The sequence below is a fragment of the Citrobacter sp. RHBSTW-01013 genome (genome assembly GCF_013781985.1).
Taxonomy (GTDB): Bacteria; Pseudomonadota; Gammaproteobacteria; order Enterobacterales; family Enterobacteriaceae; genus Citrobacter; species Citrobacter braakii.
Window position 1 is genome coordinate 44,341 of sequence record NZ_CP056185.1, and the last position, 14,264, is coordinate 58,604.

The 14,264-nt window shown below is 46.9% G+C and carries 18 protein-coding genes; 4 read left to right on the plus strand and 14 right to left on the minus strand.

The genetic code is table 11. The annotated features are described in order from the left end of the window. Positions 1-22 precede the first annotated feature (22 nt). The 3 genes from HV350_RS00230 to HV350_RS00240 all read right to left on the minus strand — a co-directional run bounded on the left by HV350_RS00230 (position 23) and on the right by HV350_RS00240 (position 3,097). On the minus strand, positions 23-1,519 hold the full coding sequence (locus HV350_RS00230) for a C69 family dipeptidase (protein WP_047498724.1): 1,497 nt from the start codon (positions 1,517-1,519) through the stop codon (positions 23-25). A gap of 343 nt (positions 1,520-1,862) precedes the next feature. Beyond that, a complete protein-coding gene (locus HV350_RS00235) occupies positions 1,863-2,327 on the minus strand; it encodes a hypothetical protein (protein WP_016155024.1) in 465 nt (154 codons plus the stop codon). Then, complete coding sequence (locus tag HV350_RS00240) at positions 2,324-3,097, minus strand: winged helix-turn-helix domain-containing protein (RefSeq protein ID WP_049282829.1); 774 nt, start codon at positions 3,095-3,097, stop codon at positions 2,324-2,326. The genes HV350_RS00235 and HV350_RS00240 overlap by 4 nt, the downstream gene beginning before the upstream one ends. Before the next feature lie 577 nt (positions 3,098-3,674). Between HV350_RS00240 and HV350_RS00245 the strand changes: the two genes are divergently transcribed. Continuing rightward, positions 3,675-4,292, plus strand: coding sequence for a helix-turn-helix transcriptional regulator (locus HV350_RS00245; protein ID WP_181629554.1), 618 nt, complete (start codon positions 3,675-3,677; stop codon positions 4,290-4,292). A gap of 75 nt (positions 4,293-4,367) precedes the next feature. Further along, positions 4,368-7,202, plus strand: coding sequence for an intestinal colonization autotransporter adhesin MisL (gene misL / locus HV350_RS00250; protein WP_181629555.1), 2,835 nt, complete (start codon positions 4,368-4,370; stop codon positions 7,200-7,202). 97 nt (positions 7,203-7,299) lie between these two features. Here the strand turns inward: misL and HV350_RS00255 are convergent, their stop codons facing one another. The 4 genes from HV350_RS00255 to HV350_RS00270 form a co-directional block, all read right to left on the minus strand. Beyond that, positions 7,300-7,632, minus strand: a complete 333-nt coding sequence (locus HV350_RS00255) for a DUF1493 family protein (protein WP_040231546.1) — start codon at positions 7,630-7,632, stop codon at positions 7,300-7,302. Then, complete coding sequence (locus HV350_RS00260; RefSeq protein WP_049042695.1) at positions 7,626-8,069, minus strand: STM2901 family protein; 444 nt, start codon at positions 8,067-8,069, stop codon at positions 7,626-7,628. Before HV350_RS00260 ends, HV350_RS00255 begins: the two co-directional genes overlap by 7 nt. A 10-nt stretch (positions 8,070-8,079) precedes the next feature. Further along, positions 8,080-8,565 carry a type VI secretion system tube protein TssD gene (gene tssD / locus HV350_RS00265; protein ID WP_040231549.1) on the minus strand — a complete coding sequence of 162 codons (486 nt, stop codon included), beginning with the start codon at positions 8,563-8,565 and terminating at the stop codon, positions 8,080-8,082. A 243-nt stretch (positions 8,566-8,808) separates the two neighbouring features. Then, positions 8,809-9,099 carry a SymE family type I addiction module toxin gene (locus HV350_RS00270; protein ID WP_049042830.1) on the minus strand — a complete coding sequence of 97 codons (291 nt, stop codon included), beginning with the start codon at positions 9,097-9,099 and terminating at the stop codon, positions 8,809-8,811. Between the two features lie 126 nt (positions 9,100-9,225). Here HV350_RS00270 and HV350_RS00275 point away from each other — a divergent pair, with 126 nt between their 5' ends. Further along, a complete protein-coding gene (locus tag HV350_RS00275) occupies positions 9,226-9,417 on the plus strand; it encodes a toxin-antitoxin system HicB family antitoxin (protein WP_049042829.1) in 192 nt (63 codons plus the stop codon). Positions 9,418-9,454: 37 nt separating this feature from the next. Then, positions 9,455-10,663 carry a DUF3644 domain-containing protein gene (locus HV350_RS00280; protein WP_181629557.1) on the plus strand — a complete coding sequence of 403 codons (1,209 nt, stop codon included), beginning with the start codon at positions 9,455-9,457 and terminating at the stop codon, positions 10,661-10,663. A 368-nt stretch (positions 10,664-11,031) separates the two neighbouring features. Here HV350_RS00280 and HV350_RS00285 read toward each other — a convergent pair whose 3' ends face one another. The 7 genes from HV350_RS00285 to HV350_RS00315 all read right to left on the minus strand — a co-directional run bounded on the left by HV350_RS00285 (position 11,032) and on the right by HV350_RS00315 (position 14,200). Further along, a complete protein-coding gene (locus tag HV350_RS00285; RefSeq protein ID WP_181629558.1) occupies positions 11,032-11,865 on the minus strand; it encodes a DUF4942 domain-containing protein in 834 nt (277 codons plus the stop codon). A gap of 113 nt (positions 11,866-11,978) precedes the next feature. After that, positions 11,979-12,320 (minus strand): TA system toxin CbtA family protein, encoded by a 342-nt coding sequence (locus HV350_RS00290; RefSeq protein ID WP_181629560.1) that lies wholly within the window; start codon positions 12,318-12,320, stop codon positions 11,979-11,981. A gap of 21 nt (positions 12,321-12,341) precedes the next feature. After that, positions 12,342-12,659: a type IV toxin-antitoxin system YeeU family antitoxin gene (locus tag HV350_RS00295; protein ID WP_181629561.1), complete on the minus strand. Its 318-nt coding sequence runs from the start codon at positions 12,657-12,659 to the stop codon at positions 12,342-12,344. A gap of 18 nt (positions 12,660-12,677) precedes the next feature. Further along, complete coding sequence (locus tag HV350_RS00300; protein WP_000691995.1) at positions 12,678-12,899, minus strand: DUF987 domain-containing protein; 222 nt, start codon at positions 12,897-12,899, stop codon at positions 12,678-12,680. A gap of 8 nt (positions 12,900-12,907) precedes the next feature. After that, positions 12,908-13,384 carry a RadC family protein gene (locus HV350_RS00305; protein WP_181629562.1) on the minus strand — a complete coding sequence of 159 codons (477 nt, stop codon included), beginning with the start codon at positions 13,382-13,384 and terminating at the stop codon, positions 12,908-12,910. Between the two features lie 15 nt (positions 13,385-13,399). After that, positions 13,400-13,858 (minus strand): antirestriction protein, encoded by a 459-nt coding sequence (locus HV350_RS00310; protein ID WP_181629564.1) that lies wholly within the window; start codon positions 13,856-13,858, stop codon positions 13,400-13,402. Positions 13,859-13,960: 102 nt separating this feature from the next. Continuing rightward, positions 13,961-14,200, minus strand: a complete 240-nt coding sequence (locus HV350_RS00315) for a DUF905 domain-containing protein (protein WP_181629565.1) — start codon at positions 14,198-14,200, stop codon at positions 13,961-13,963. Positions 14,201-14,264 lie beyond the last annotated feature (64 nt).

Genomic DNA, 14,264 nt, shown 5'->3' on the forward strand with positions numbered 1-14,264 from the left:
CAGCATGTCATCGTGTCGTTACTCAGTCTTTTTTCGCAGCGTTTGCAAAGAAGATATCAGACTGAATGTCTTTAGTGCGGATGGTAAACAGCTGATTAGTCAGATCTTCCGTCAGCTTCTCGGCATCGGCCATGATGCGCAGGTTGAAGTCATTCAGCATCTTATCTGCGGCAGGTTTATCGGTTTTTGCCATCTTCAGATATTTTGCTTCGACCTCTTTTTGCTCCTTAGCCACTTTATCTTCCCATGCTTTGTAGGCTTTTTTGACGATTGGCGCGAGCTTCGGATAATCGGTCATCGTCAGCGTCTGTAACTTACGGTATTTCCAGTAAATGGACTGATCGTCCGCTTTATCGGTGCCCATCGTATAGTTTGCCGGATACGCTTTCAGGCCGCTGTAGTACGGAACAAACGCGGTGAGGTCGGCCATACCCAGACCAATGTAGGTCGTTTCACCAATCTCTTTTGGCAACCACGGACGGACCTGCATCACGTGTGCTTCATAGGTGCGGAAGACGCTAACCGGACGCCATGGCTCTTTGCCGTTCAGACCGTTGGTGTACGGGTCATGGCTGGTGCCTTCGTAATGGTTACGCAGCACGGCCTTCACATCATCCAGCGTCATCTTCTTCTCTGGCGTCATGAACACCGGGAATTCGCGCCCTTTGGCCATATCCTGATTTACGGAAGGATTGAACTCTTTCTGGATGGTCCATACGCGAGGATCGTTATACGTGCGGTCACGCTCATCATCACGGGTATAGGCTTTGGAGAAGTTGAATTTGCCATCTTTTGCCGGTTCGTACAGACCTTTTTCGGTCGCAAATTGAATCAGGTTTTTTGACGCCATCATGTCTGGGTTTTTAGGGTCGTAATCCTGTAAGCGGCCCTGATTACCAGTGGCAAAATACTGGTTATTCGGCAGGCGCTGCGCCATCCACTGGTGACCGCTGCCGGTTTCCAGGTACCAGATTTCGTTATCGTCGACGACGGCCACGCCAAAACCTTCCCCAGCGCCGACGGTCTCAACGATATGACCCAGTAACGCCACGGCTTCACGCGCGGTTTTGCTCTGGGACAACAGAATATCCGGGATATCATCTTCGGTGATCCCTTTATCTTCAACGTAGGGGTCGGCAGCCAGCGCTTTTGCTGAGGCAAAAATAGATTCTGTACCGCTCACGCCAACGCCCAATTCGTTAAATCCGGTCGCGCCGTGCAGTTGGGTTTTCCAGTTTGGAACGGTGGTATAACGCAGAGAGTTTTTGGGTAGCGGCCAGGTAAAGTCATTCGCGCCATTATGTGCTTTGGTGCTGTATATCCCGGTCTGATTCTGCTTGGCCGGATGAATGACAAAATGCTGCGCTTTCAGGGCATCACTGTCAGCGCTACGGGCTACCAGCATGGAGCCGTCCGCTGATGCTTCATTACCGACCAATAGGGTCGTACAAGCAAAACCTGATGAAACAACGGCCAAATTTATAGAAAGTGCAATCAGGCACTTTTTAAAAGTAAACATTACGTATCCCTCATATGTACGCCAAAAATACACCGGAAACACACCGTTTCCTGAAATGCGATAACGCCTGAACGCTCAGACATTGCTCGCGAGAGAGATAAACGCCCCTGTCCACGTCTTCTCCAAATATCCATCCGTAGGTTGAAGTCTTCTGGGCAAAATAAAACGCCCATTTCGCTTAATTATTGCGCAATGGATATCGTGGTATTCAGGATGTTTCCTGATTCGGGATGAAGAATAGCAATGGGATATGAGTGGATTCAGTGACCCATGTCGCGTAAGTCGATGATGGCAAATATGAATTCTATTGAAGGGGGCGTGCTTTTTGTATCCGGATATGACGTTACCTTTTGCGGCAATACAGCGAGGGGACATTTGAGCTGGCAAAAATCCATGCGCCCTTATACTCCTCCATAACCAGGCTCAGGTTTCGTCCGCTTTGACGGTAAAATCCGGGTAATGTGTTGTTAATATCAGCTTCATCGGCGCTGTCAGCGAAGGTTTTGACCACCTGCATTGCCTGTAGCACTCGGGCTTCGTGCTGCCGGGTATAACTGAAATAGATGTTCCTGCTAATGTCTGAGGTATTACGTCCGTACAGTTTTCCGGTAATGGTCGCTAGCCCTGCATCTTTGTACATCCGAAATGAAACCGTACCTGCAAAGCGGTTGCTGCCAATATTCCATTCGACATTTCCAACGCAATTTAGCTGCTTTTCGGCATAGCGTGAATGCCATAGCCATCCGCCTGAGCCGAGCAATGTCGCCACGCCGATTACGATTAAAATAAGGTGGTGTATTTTTTTCATTGCCCGCGCATCCAGTAATAATGGGTAGTACAAAACGCGTGCGCATCTACCCGTGCATCTTTATCACAAACAAATGCCACGATCCTCTCCGCTTTACGGTAGCCGGAAAGGAAAACATGCTTGTTGTTTTCACAGAGAGAAGGGTGCAGTTGCATCAGATTGAAATAATTTTCCTGATCGTGATCATTCAGTGAGTAATAAATTTTACAGTTTTGCCGAGATGGGACCTGCATAGAAACAGAAATGAATTTACTAAACGGCATAACAGGACGTGTCTGATACCACACCAGCCAGATAATCAATGTGGCAATAACGATGCCAGCGCTAAATATAATATTCCACCAGGGGACCCGCGTCGTTTGTTGTGCCGCGGGAGGAATTATCTTTGGGGGCGCGTATTCCTCTATTAGCGGTGACTGGAAAACTTCACTCTGAGGATGCGTTATCGCCTCTACCTGCGTATTTTCATTTAATCTGAGTCCGCGTCGAGAAATAGTTTTCACCGTATCACGTGGCAGACCCACATCCGCCAGCGCGTTACGTAGCGTCAGAATAGCCTGGTAAAATGTGTTGGTTGTGGTCACATTATTTCTCTCACCCCAACCCACTTTTATCAATGTGTTCTGCGAAACAATGTCACTTGCGTGAGTAATTAAATAGAGAAAGCAAAGCGAAGCTGGGAGCTGAAGTTGTATTGCGCGCCCGGTCTGACGATTGACCAGACTTTTGCTGTCAGGATTAAATTCGACCAACTGATTGATAAGGTACAATTGCCCAGCCCTCAGTAACTATAACGTATCACCGCGTGTGCCTACACATACCTTAAATTTTACATCCAAATCGTGAATATGCCTCACTCTTTGTACGTGATCGAAGATAAGAATTTCACTCAAGGATTAAAAATACTTTAAATACAATGTGTTACGCTTGTAAATTCTTAGGTGAGTATTAACTAATGTTAAATAATGAGAATTCATTACAGTTTTATCTGAATTCTCATTATATTTATCAACAGCACTTCAAGGGGGATTGAGTTATCAGGATTGTGTAATTAATAAGAGCCCCTTTCATTGGTTAATTTTTAGCAAATAGTGCTTTTTTAATGTTTATTCTGGGATTTGGATTTATGCATAAAATTCCTAATGCCCAGACTGTTATTCTTAGATAAAGCAGAAAAAAGCTTAGCGCAATCGCATTGCTTACAGCCTATTCATAATAGCGTATCAGGAGTTTATTACATTTTTTAAGTGTCACTGTTATTAACTGACAAGGAATGTCATACGTGTCGGATTGACACATTTATTTACCAATGAAATATTTATGGAAAAATAACAGGAGTCATTTTTGATGAAGAGATCACCATCACAGAGTGTTCGTTGCATAAGCTGTGAATTATCCTGTCAATTATTTCCGGATACTGTGGTACGCGCCAGCTACTGTCACCGAGCCACTTTTGCGATCTGGCCAGAGGGAAATAGTTTTCTGCAAAAAGGAATTATTGAAAAACTTCTCCTTAATAATCAAAATCATTTGTCGCGTGGGTTTATTTTTGTGGACTTTTCCTTCCCAAACCTGCGCCTGTTCGCCGATGCGCAATGGGTTGACCGGCTGGCCTACAGCGGTATGTATATTGTGTTGATAGCGGACAGGAATCTCGCGCCGTTAGCCAACTACTGGCTGTCGAAAAGCAATAAAATACAAGGGATTATATATTCCGATGATGATGATGAAGTTCAGCATCAGAAAATTCGCCGATTATTTACCGGCCACCTTGCGAACAGTAAACGCGGACGCTCACTCAACTATACAGAAATGATATTACTGAAGCGATTTGTGTCAGGGAAAAGTATTCAGCAAATTACCAAAATAGATAATATAGATATTAAGAAAATATATGTCTACAAGCTCAGGCTTGAAGATAAATTAGGCCATAGCATTCATCAAATACTGTCTAATATTTTATAACGCATTTTTGATTTTTACTATTTTCACATCTTTGCGATGTGGTGGACGCCCTACGCCCGAAAGCAGGAGGCTATTATGAAAAAACCTAAGCATTACTCACGCATTGCGATAGCGGTATCAACCGCGTTAACGTCAATGGTATTTTCAACCCACGCGGCCTGGATTGATATTGATAGTCTTCCTGCCAGTGGATTGGTGAGCAGTCTTTCGCCGGAGTTGCAGGCTTTATTTCCTGCACAGGCGAATGACAGTTTCAAAAAAACCAGCGCTACACCGAATTATGTTTATCAGTGGAGTGCCGACACCATTCCCGTTTTTGGCCATGGGTTAACGCTGAATGGGCCAGGAGGAGAAGCTTTTGAGCACTCTGTTACCGTTATTCAGAACAGCGCGACGGGTAGCCCGGGCGTTATTTTCGGTGACGACCTGACGATTCGCACACAGTCAAAGAATGCCGCTAATAATGGTAAAGATGTTGACGGTATCCGCACGCACGGGGCTAATACGCCGGATAATCCAGTCTTTATTATCACCGGGGATCGCACAAGTATTTATGTAGATGGCCAGGATGGTGACGGTATTAACGCCGGATACAACGCCATCGGTCAGGGTGGGATAGGCTCAGCAAACATCTACGTCGGCGACGATCTGTATATTCAAACCACCGGTAACCAGGGACGTGGCATCACCGCCAACGCGTTTAGAGACGCAACGCTTGCCAAAAATACGATTATTGTCGGCGATCGTGCCCACATTGTGACTACCGGTAACAGCTCAGAGGGAATCCGCTCCGGACAGAGCGGGTCCTCAATCCGCCTTGGCAATGACGCCACCATCGAGACATCGGGCACTTCCTCAATAGGGGTCTACGCCGCCTCATCTTCCAAAACGGAACTGGGCAATAACGCCACTATTTCGGTGAGCGGAGCCAGCGCCCATGCGGTCTATTCCTATAATGCGACGGTGAATCTGGGTGATAATGCGACGATTCGTGTTAACAGCATCGATAAAGTTTACTCATTCAGCAAGGCCCCACGCGGCCTGTATGCGATTTCACGCGGCACGGTAAATCTCGGTGGCGGCGCTACTATTGCTATGGCGGGCAATCACAGCAATGAAAGCTATGCCATCAGTACAGAAACGGGCGGTATCGTCGACGGTTCTGCTGGCGGGCGTTTCCTTATCGACGGCGATCTTCACGCAGCCGGTGCTACTGCCGCAAACAACACCCAGCCGCAGCAAAACAGTACCATCAAACTCAATATGACCGACAACTCGTTGTGGAGTGGGGCGTCATACGTCACCAGCGCCACTGCCGGGACGGGGGTTATCTCGCTGCAAATGAGCGATGCGACCTGGAACATGACCAACAGCTCAACGCTCACTGACCTGACGCTGAACGGCGGGTCAGTGGTGAACTTTGGGCATGCTGACGGCGAACCGTGGCAGACGCTTACTATCAATGAAGATTTTACCGGCAACGGCGGAAAACTCGTTTTCAATACCGTCCTGAATGACGATACCTCCGAAACCGACAAGCTGAAAGTGCTCGGCAACACCGCGGGTAACGCGTTTGTGGCGGTGAACAATATCGGCGGAACTGGGGCGCAAACCGTTGAAGGTATTGAGATCATCGAAGTGGCCGGTAATTCTGACGGTACTTTTGAGAAAGCGGGCCGTATTGTTGCCGGTGCGTACGACTATAACGTGGAGCAAAAGGGCAGCAACTGGTATCTGACCAGCTTTATTCCTGCTCCGCCGGATCCGGAAGAGCCGGACCCCGTCGATCCGGACCCGGTTGACCCTATTGACCCAGATCCCGTTGACCCGGACCCGGTTGACCCTATTGACCCAGGTCCTGTTGACCCAGACCCGGTCGATCCTGTCGACCCGATTATCCCTGAGCCGGAAGAACCTGTTGCGCCCCCTGTCACTGAGCAGCAGTACCGCCCGGAAGCAGGCAGTTATCTGGCGAACAACTACGCTGCTAACACGCTGTTCATGACCCGACTCCACGATCGTCTGGGGGAAACGCAGTACGTCGATATGCTGACGGGCGAGAAAAAAGTCACCAGTCTGTGGATGCGTAACGTCGGGGCACATACCCGCTTCAAAGACGGTAGCGGGCAGTTGAAAACCCAAAGCAACAGCTATGTCTTGCAGTTAGGCGGTGACCTGGCGCAGTGGAGTAGCGATGGCCTCGACCGCTGGCACCTCGGCGCGATGGCTGGTTATGCCAACAGCCAGAACCGCACGCAGTCCAGTCTGACCGGCTACCATTCACGTGGTCAGGTCACTGGTTACAGCGTGGGACTGTACGGCACCTGGTATGCCAATGACGCTGACAAGACCGGCACTTATGTAGACACCTGGATGCTGTACAACTGGTTTGATAACAAGGTGATGGGTCAGGAGCAGGCGACGGAGAAATATAAATCCAGCGGGATCACCGCTTCTGTTGAAGCCGGTTACAGCTTCAAACTGGGTGAAAACGAGCGCAACAGCTATTGGCTGCAACCGAAAGCTCAGGTGGTGTGGATGGACGTGCAGGCCGACAGCCACCGCGAAGCGAACGGCACCCGCGTGAAGGACAACACCGATGGCAACCTGATGACCCGTCTGGGGGTAAAAGCCTTTATCAACGGTCACAACGCCATCGACGACGGTAAATCTCGTGAGTTCCAGCCGTTTGTTGAAGCCAACTGGATCCACAACACGCAGACGACTCGCGTGAAGATGGATGATGTGAGCAACGACATGCGTGGCACCAAGAACATTGGCGAGCTGAAAGTCGGCGTTGAAGGTCAAATCACTCCGCGCCTCAACGTGTGGAGCAACGTGGCCCAACAGGTTGGTGACAAAGGCTACAGCGATACTCGCGGTATGCTGGGCGTGAAATATAACTTCTGACGTAACTGCAGGTGACAGAAAGCCGCTGATTAACCGATCGGCGGCTTTATTTTTTGGGGAAGCGGTAGGTCGGATAAATGGCATCCGTCAATAAGGTTCAGTCATAAAGCCATTTACCCGCTTTTGCAGACTCTGCCAGCATGCGGAGTGTTAATGGCTGTGGCTCATCGTCATCTCTGCTACAGGTAAACATTGCATAAAGTATGAATGTCTCAATAGGCCAATATTTATAGAAATCGAAATTGGCGCAATCAACATTGAAAGTTGCAAAGTAAGCATCCATGATGTCTGCGCCCGTTTCACTGGCCCACACATAATCTCCCGTTGAAAGACTGGTATCGAGAGTGACTGGCCAACGCTTTTTAAAGAATAAGCTGGGTTTATTAAATGTTTCATCGTACCAGGCGATGATATCATCATCACTTACCATAGCTTATCTTTACCTCTGGCTATGGTGTTATATTTAATTGTGACTTTGTATGAAATCGCAGTCACGTCATAAGCCATTATGACAATCCCCAATATTGGAATCCATCTTCCAACAAAAGCGCCCAGATTTGTTACATATGCAAATTTTAATCGTCTTATACTTCCTGTAGTTAGGGTGGGTAAACGTCTAGTTTCTATATTTAACCAATGTCGTAACTGAGAGCTCAGTGGTGATGTCCCTGCAGTTGCCCCTATCGGCTTACCTCTGGTTGCGATCGTAGGTTGACCAAGTAAAATTAGACCCAAGGTCATATAATCATTTACGCCAAATTGTTCACTTGTTTCATCTAGGAAAATCCAGAAAAGAAGTTCTCCTGCTGAAAGATTAGCAAACCCTCTGTAGAAATATGTACCGTTAAGCTCTTCGACAGTGTCCATATGATTTCACTTATTCGGTTATGCGTTCATTCCAGGCATCTGAATATTGAATGTTCCCATCGAGATAGTGCCAGGTGATTTTATCGTAACGTAGCTGTACTTGTTCTCTATGACCAACATTGATGACAGTTTTAGTGTCATGCATCATCGGTGTTACGGATACAACTTTAACCCCTTCGAGGAGCATGTTGTAGTACTCTACTTCCTGACCTGCATCATTGATCTCGTACCATTTGAATTCGGCCGATTGCAAGCTTTGCCCTGTGGCAACGGCTTTAAAAAGATAAGGGGAAGCGCTATCGAATTCCTTCTCAAAAATCAGTGCGCCGTGCACACGTGTGCCAGTAAGCTTTCCTGTGTTACCATCCGTTGGGATATAAAGGTTATGGCTAAACGATGTCACCTCGATTGAGCGTTCGCGATTGTTTACATCAACAGAACCCTTTATAGGAGCACCACCATCGTCTTTGAGCCAGAGATAAGCAGGAATTGCCATTTTAATAGTCCACTTTGTTAAAAAATAACATATAAAGGTTTTTACGATTGGTTTGCAATAGTAAAGGCATTAATAATAGATAAAAATAAATAACTTATTCCGCGGTTGAATTTAAAATATCCATATATAATTTAGATGATTGATTTTGGACGGGTAATTCATTTTGAAAGAAGGCCGGATAAGCGTTAGCGCTATCCGGCATCTGGAAAACCTGTAATTAACGCTTACAGGTTCAGCCGCACTTCACTGAAGAGTCGCCAGCGTGCTCCCAATTCTATTCAACTTCTGATGCGCCTCTTTCAACTCGTCCTGCAACCGTTGCTCCTGCTCGCCATAGACCATCAGGACGATACAGCCATTCATCACTTTTACGGTAATCTGTTGCCCGGTATCAAACCCCGCTTCGCGTAGCCACTTGCCGGAAAGAATAATTTTGGGTGTGGATTTGTCGAAAACATTCGGGCGGTATCCCACAATTAACGAGCGCTCGGTTCCGGATTGGTCTGTGTCTGGGGTAGAATGCGAATCAGCCATAATCAACTCCTTGATAGTTGGTGAGGTTAGACGCTCCGGCTGTGTTCCCGCACAACGGGGCGTTGCTAGTGTAGAAGGCTTTTAGGTGGCCTCCTATGTGGTTAAGATAGTTGTATAGGTGGCCCCATGTCAATCATATCGCGCGAAAAAAAACCAAAAGGTGGTGGTCAATCACCGCAGTTCAAAATGCGTATTGATCCGGCATTGAAGGAGCAACTTGATGCTGTGGCGGCGGAGGAAGGGGTAAGTCTCGCCAGTTGGTTGAAGGAACTGGCGAGGGAGGCTTTGCGGAATAAGGGTATTAAACCCAACGGGTAATTTTCATATGAATTAACTATTTGAGAAGGAATTTGAAATGGCTCGAACAGCTAACCAATTGAAATTATTGGATGTATTAAGGAGTTTTGAAAAAACTAAGAAATTATTCACTATTGCTGATTTAGCTGCTGAAACTGGTTATACTGAAAACAGTATAAGAAAATATATAAATGAGAAATTAAACGGAATATATGTAAATAGTTTAAATGGTAAATTATGGAAGTGTGAAGGAATACAGCGAATATCCAATGATGATTTTATAAGTTTAATGTCACAATCTTTAAAAGCAAAAAGTCTAACGCCAGAATTAAAAATTTATAAGTCACTGCTAAAAAGAAGTTTGGATGCTTTTGTTTTATCATTAGAAGTCTATAATAGACCAACACTTGATAATCGAGTAGAAGCATTTTGTATACTATCAGTGAATGCTTGGGAGCTATTGTTAAAAGCGGAAATACTTAAGTACTCAGGCATGGATTCAGTTTTTAAGAAAAATGGATATTCTATAAGTGTAACGGATGCAATTAACAAAAGGTTGCAGCAAAATGATCCTGTTAAGAAAAATCTAGATACTTTAATTGAACTTAGAGATGGCGCTATACACTTATTATTACCTGAATTACAACCGGAGCTTTCTCGTCTTTTTCAGGCTAATGTTTTAAATTATCAACAGCGTTATTTGAAAGAAACAGGTATGTCACCATTAGCTGGACAGAGTGTCGGAATGTTAAGCTTAGTTGTGGATGGTCCTAAAAGTGATATAGCCACTATTAAAGAAAACTATGGTGAAATGACTGCAAATGTTGCAAGTGAGTTTCTGACAAGATTTCATAAAGCCACTAAAGAACAAAACTCGAATGAATTTAGTATATCAATTGACTACAAGCTTACACTTACTAAATGTGAGAAAGATAGTGATTTGTCATTGGGTTTAGGAAATCAAGGTAGCAATGCAATAATTATTCGAGAAACTAGAGATCCTGATATAACCCATCCATATTACCAAGGTTCAGCAATTGAAAAAATAAATAGTCAACAGAAGAATATTGTGCTCACAAGGTTTTCTTTTACCGCAATTATTAAGAAGCATAATATACAGAAATCTAAACGATCTGATATGCATTATACTATTGATAATAGACATCGTTATTCTGAGAAATTCATACAGTGGGTTATTAAAAACTTAGAACAACCTGGATGGATAGAAGAATCAACAGCCCATTACAAAAAAATCATTAAAAAATAAAGATTTTGGCGGAAGATCACAGGAGTCGCATTTGGTGCTTAACTCATTGATTTAATATTGATATTTCGTATTGGATAAATGAGTAACCCCCATAAGCACCCCCAAATGATTTTGCTTGTGGAGAGCAGAGGCATCCAGAGCTACTTTTTGGCCTGTAGTAAAGTGGCAATATCCTTTTCGCCTCCGACTTCTGTTTAACGCCGAGTTGTTTGGTAAAACCGAACAATTGAAGTTTCGCATATTCAGTTTGCCAGCGTCTGGCGATGCTCTCCCTGCTGAACTTGTAAATTAGACTTACAGGTTACGTAGTAGCCTGTTGAGAGTTCTTGGCCGCAATGATTATGCCAGAAACCCATAATCTACTCAGGTTATCTTGCAGGTAGCGCTCCAGGAAAATGTTTTGCTACGATATCATTCATCCTCTCCACCAGATCAAGGCGTTTAAACGTGATATGTCCGCTGCCTTTCTGAAAATAACGAATGCTAAAGAAATCATCCTCGAAGACCTGTTGATGTGGATTATCGCGAACAAAATCCATGAACCGAATGGAGATATCGTGCCGATTATCAGGGATGGTTTTACCATCCAGCAAATACAGCATACGTTCCAGATCGGCTAACTGATCGCGCCGCCAGCCCCAGTTCAGGCTGTAGCCCCATCGGTCATGCTTCACCAGATTGTTGACGATAATCTTCTTGCCAAAACAGCAAGGATTGTTGGTTTTGTAGTCCCAGCTTAGCCCTTTAAATACGTTGATAATTCCACGTTCGAAAACATCCTGTTTATTGTGGTGGAGTTGTTCAAAGGTGCTTAGGATGTTGGCTTCACTGATTGCCGGGAGATCACCCTCTTCGAGGTTCTTCGCCCACTGACTACGCGCCTCTGCGTCCATTAACGTCAGCATCCCGGACTTCAACATTAGATCGCGCCAGATGCTGCGATCGATATTGTGGGCGATCACCGGCATTGCCCTGTCTACAGGTTGTACCAGCCAACAGTCAAAGGAATGCCCTTGTCTCATTGCCCAGTGATCTGCCACGTCACCGCCAATGCTGGAGGTCAATCGGGAAATATCATCAAGCTGGCGGATTAGCGCCTCTATTTGTTTTAGCGCAGTATCACGTCCTGTGACGATACGTTCAATACTGGTCGAGCAAATTAGCTCATTATGATCTGTTAAAACTTCAGCTTCAGTTTGCATTATTTTTGTCCGTATAAAAGCAAACGCGCCTGCCGGGAATGGCAGGCGCATTATGCAATGAGTAAATAAGGAAGAAAGATCGGGAATGTAAATCGGGAGGTTGTACGCAATATTCACCGTACTGCGTTGTTACGGCTTTGTCGCAACAGGCCAGTTGCCTGTCTTGCCCGTAAAATATCTACCGCCCGAATATAAGGTGATTGCTCCTGACAGTTAAAACTTCTGCGATCGATACGAACCAGTTCGTACTTTTCCACCAGAAAGTTAACGGCATCAGCCAGCGTAATACCGGCGTTGATATGCTCCTGAATAACGGTTACATCACTGAATGGTGTGTCGTTCAGCGTCAGGCCATAGTGTTGCTCCAGCAGGCGTGTCAGTAGCATTTGCCAGACTGCAACGGGCGACAGACAGGGCTTCGCCGCCCGCGAAATTGTAGCAGGTAGAGTTTTCATGTTTGTTCTCGTGAAATTAAGTTAGCGTTGAGTGGGATAAACAGCGATGTATACGTAGCCGCAACTGCCAAGAGTATCGGCTTCGCAGGTAAAACCGTTGTGGTACAGGGTGACGCAATGGGCGTGTTGGGGACTGAGCTCACCGGTGGTCACCATCGATTCCATCTGACTGATAAAATGCGGAAATACCACATTCAACTTAAGACATTCTGCTTCGCTGAATTTACCGGTGATACTGGCCCGGTCAGCCAGATAGTGCAGCCGGTTGCCCTCCTGAAGCAGACGTGCCCCCAGGCGCGGCGTGATATCCCGCTGCAGGCCCCATGTGATGTTACTCATTGATAACCTCCTTTATTGTCAGTTCAGGGTAATACTCATCAGGCAGGCATAAGGCCCGTTGCGGTCCTGGCGGCGTTCGGCGTACACAGCCAGGACTCCTGTGATATCCGGAACATCCCTGCCGGTGTAATGACAGACGCTACCGTGCCACTGATATTTTCCGGTGCAGTAGCGAAAGATTCGGGACTCAGGATGCTGGCGGTATATCGTCATTGCCCTGCGTTTACTGATAATTTTCATGTAATACCTCAAAGCAGGCCGTGTTCTGCGAACGAATAGATTTGCCTGCCACCAACAATCAGATGGTCAGGGACACGGATATCCACCAGTTGAAGTACCTGAACCAGTCGTTGCGTGAGGGCTTTGTCAGCCTGGCTGGGCGTCGTCTCGCCGGAAGGATGGTTATGCGCCAGTATCACCGCCGCCGCATTGAAGTGCAGTGCACGTTTGACTACTTCCCGGGGATGGACCTCGGTGCGGTTAATCGTGCCACTAAAGAGGGTCTCATGGGCGATAAGCTGGTTCTGGTTATCCAGATACAGCACCCGAAACTCTTCCCGCTCAAGTGCGGCCATATGCAGTCGCAACCACTCCCGAACGGCATGAGTGGAGGTGAAGGATACCCCTGGCTCATGCAGGTGCCGCTCCAGAGCCCTGAGCGCCCGCTGAATGAGACGCCGGTCCTGTGGCGTCATCTCGCCGGGTAAAAAGGAAAGCTGTTTCATCCGTTGTTCCTCCGTTCAGTCGATGATACGCAGAATGGCGTGAGCTTCAGGATGCTGCAGGGCATAGTCCCGCAGTCGGTAATAGCGTGCGGTCATCGCGTCACATTCTGTACGGCAGGCATGGTGGCTGTATTCAATCAGGCAGACAGCGATACCAGCGGCTTCTGCGCTCATTTCCGCACCATTGCCGTTCATGCCGTTGAACAGATGCCATTTATCGTCACTGTCAGCATCAGGGGCCATAAACGCTCCGCCATTGCTGAGCGTGTAAAAGGACCAGATACCACCGCTGTACTCATCACAGAAGCGGTCCATCCAGGCGAAAATGCGGGGCTCCAGCGTTATCCATTGTGGGATAGAGCCAAAGTGCTGCGGCCAGAAATCGAGACGCTGTTCGTCGGGAACCTGCGTTGCTGTAAGTTTGAAATCGGATTCGTTAGCGGGTACGAGGCCGTACTGTGTCGCTGTTGTCATGTAAATATCTCCGTTAATAAAAAACGCCAGCGGCGATGGCTGGCGTATGGGGTAATAAAGTGTGTCCGGAAAGGTGAAATGTTGCTGGTAAATGATTTGGCGTCAGCGGGGGAAAGTATCAGTGCGGATGCCTGACCTGCGAATATAGCGGTCAAGACCTTCACCGGCATCCGGTTCAAAATTCCATGCCCGCCAGACCATGCAGCCATCATCGTCACGCACAACCAGACGAAAATGCGTTTTCTGGTCATCTTCGATGGTGACGTTGTGGTACCGGCTGATAATGGCTTCGGCCTGCTGCCGGGTGAACGGCCCCGGTGGCAGTAAGTGAGATTCAGGCATGAGGGGCTCCTTAAATGCAAAAAGCCCCTGCTGGCTGAGCAACAGGGGCTATGGGGACTGCTGA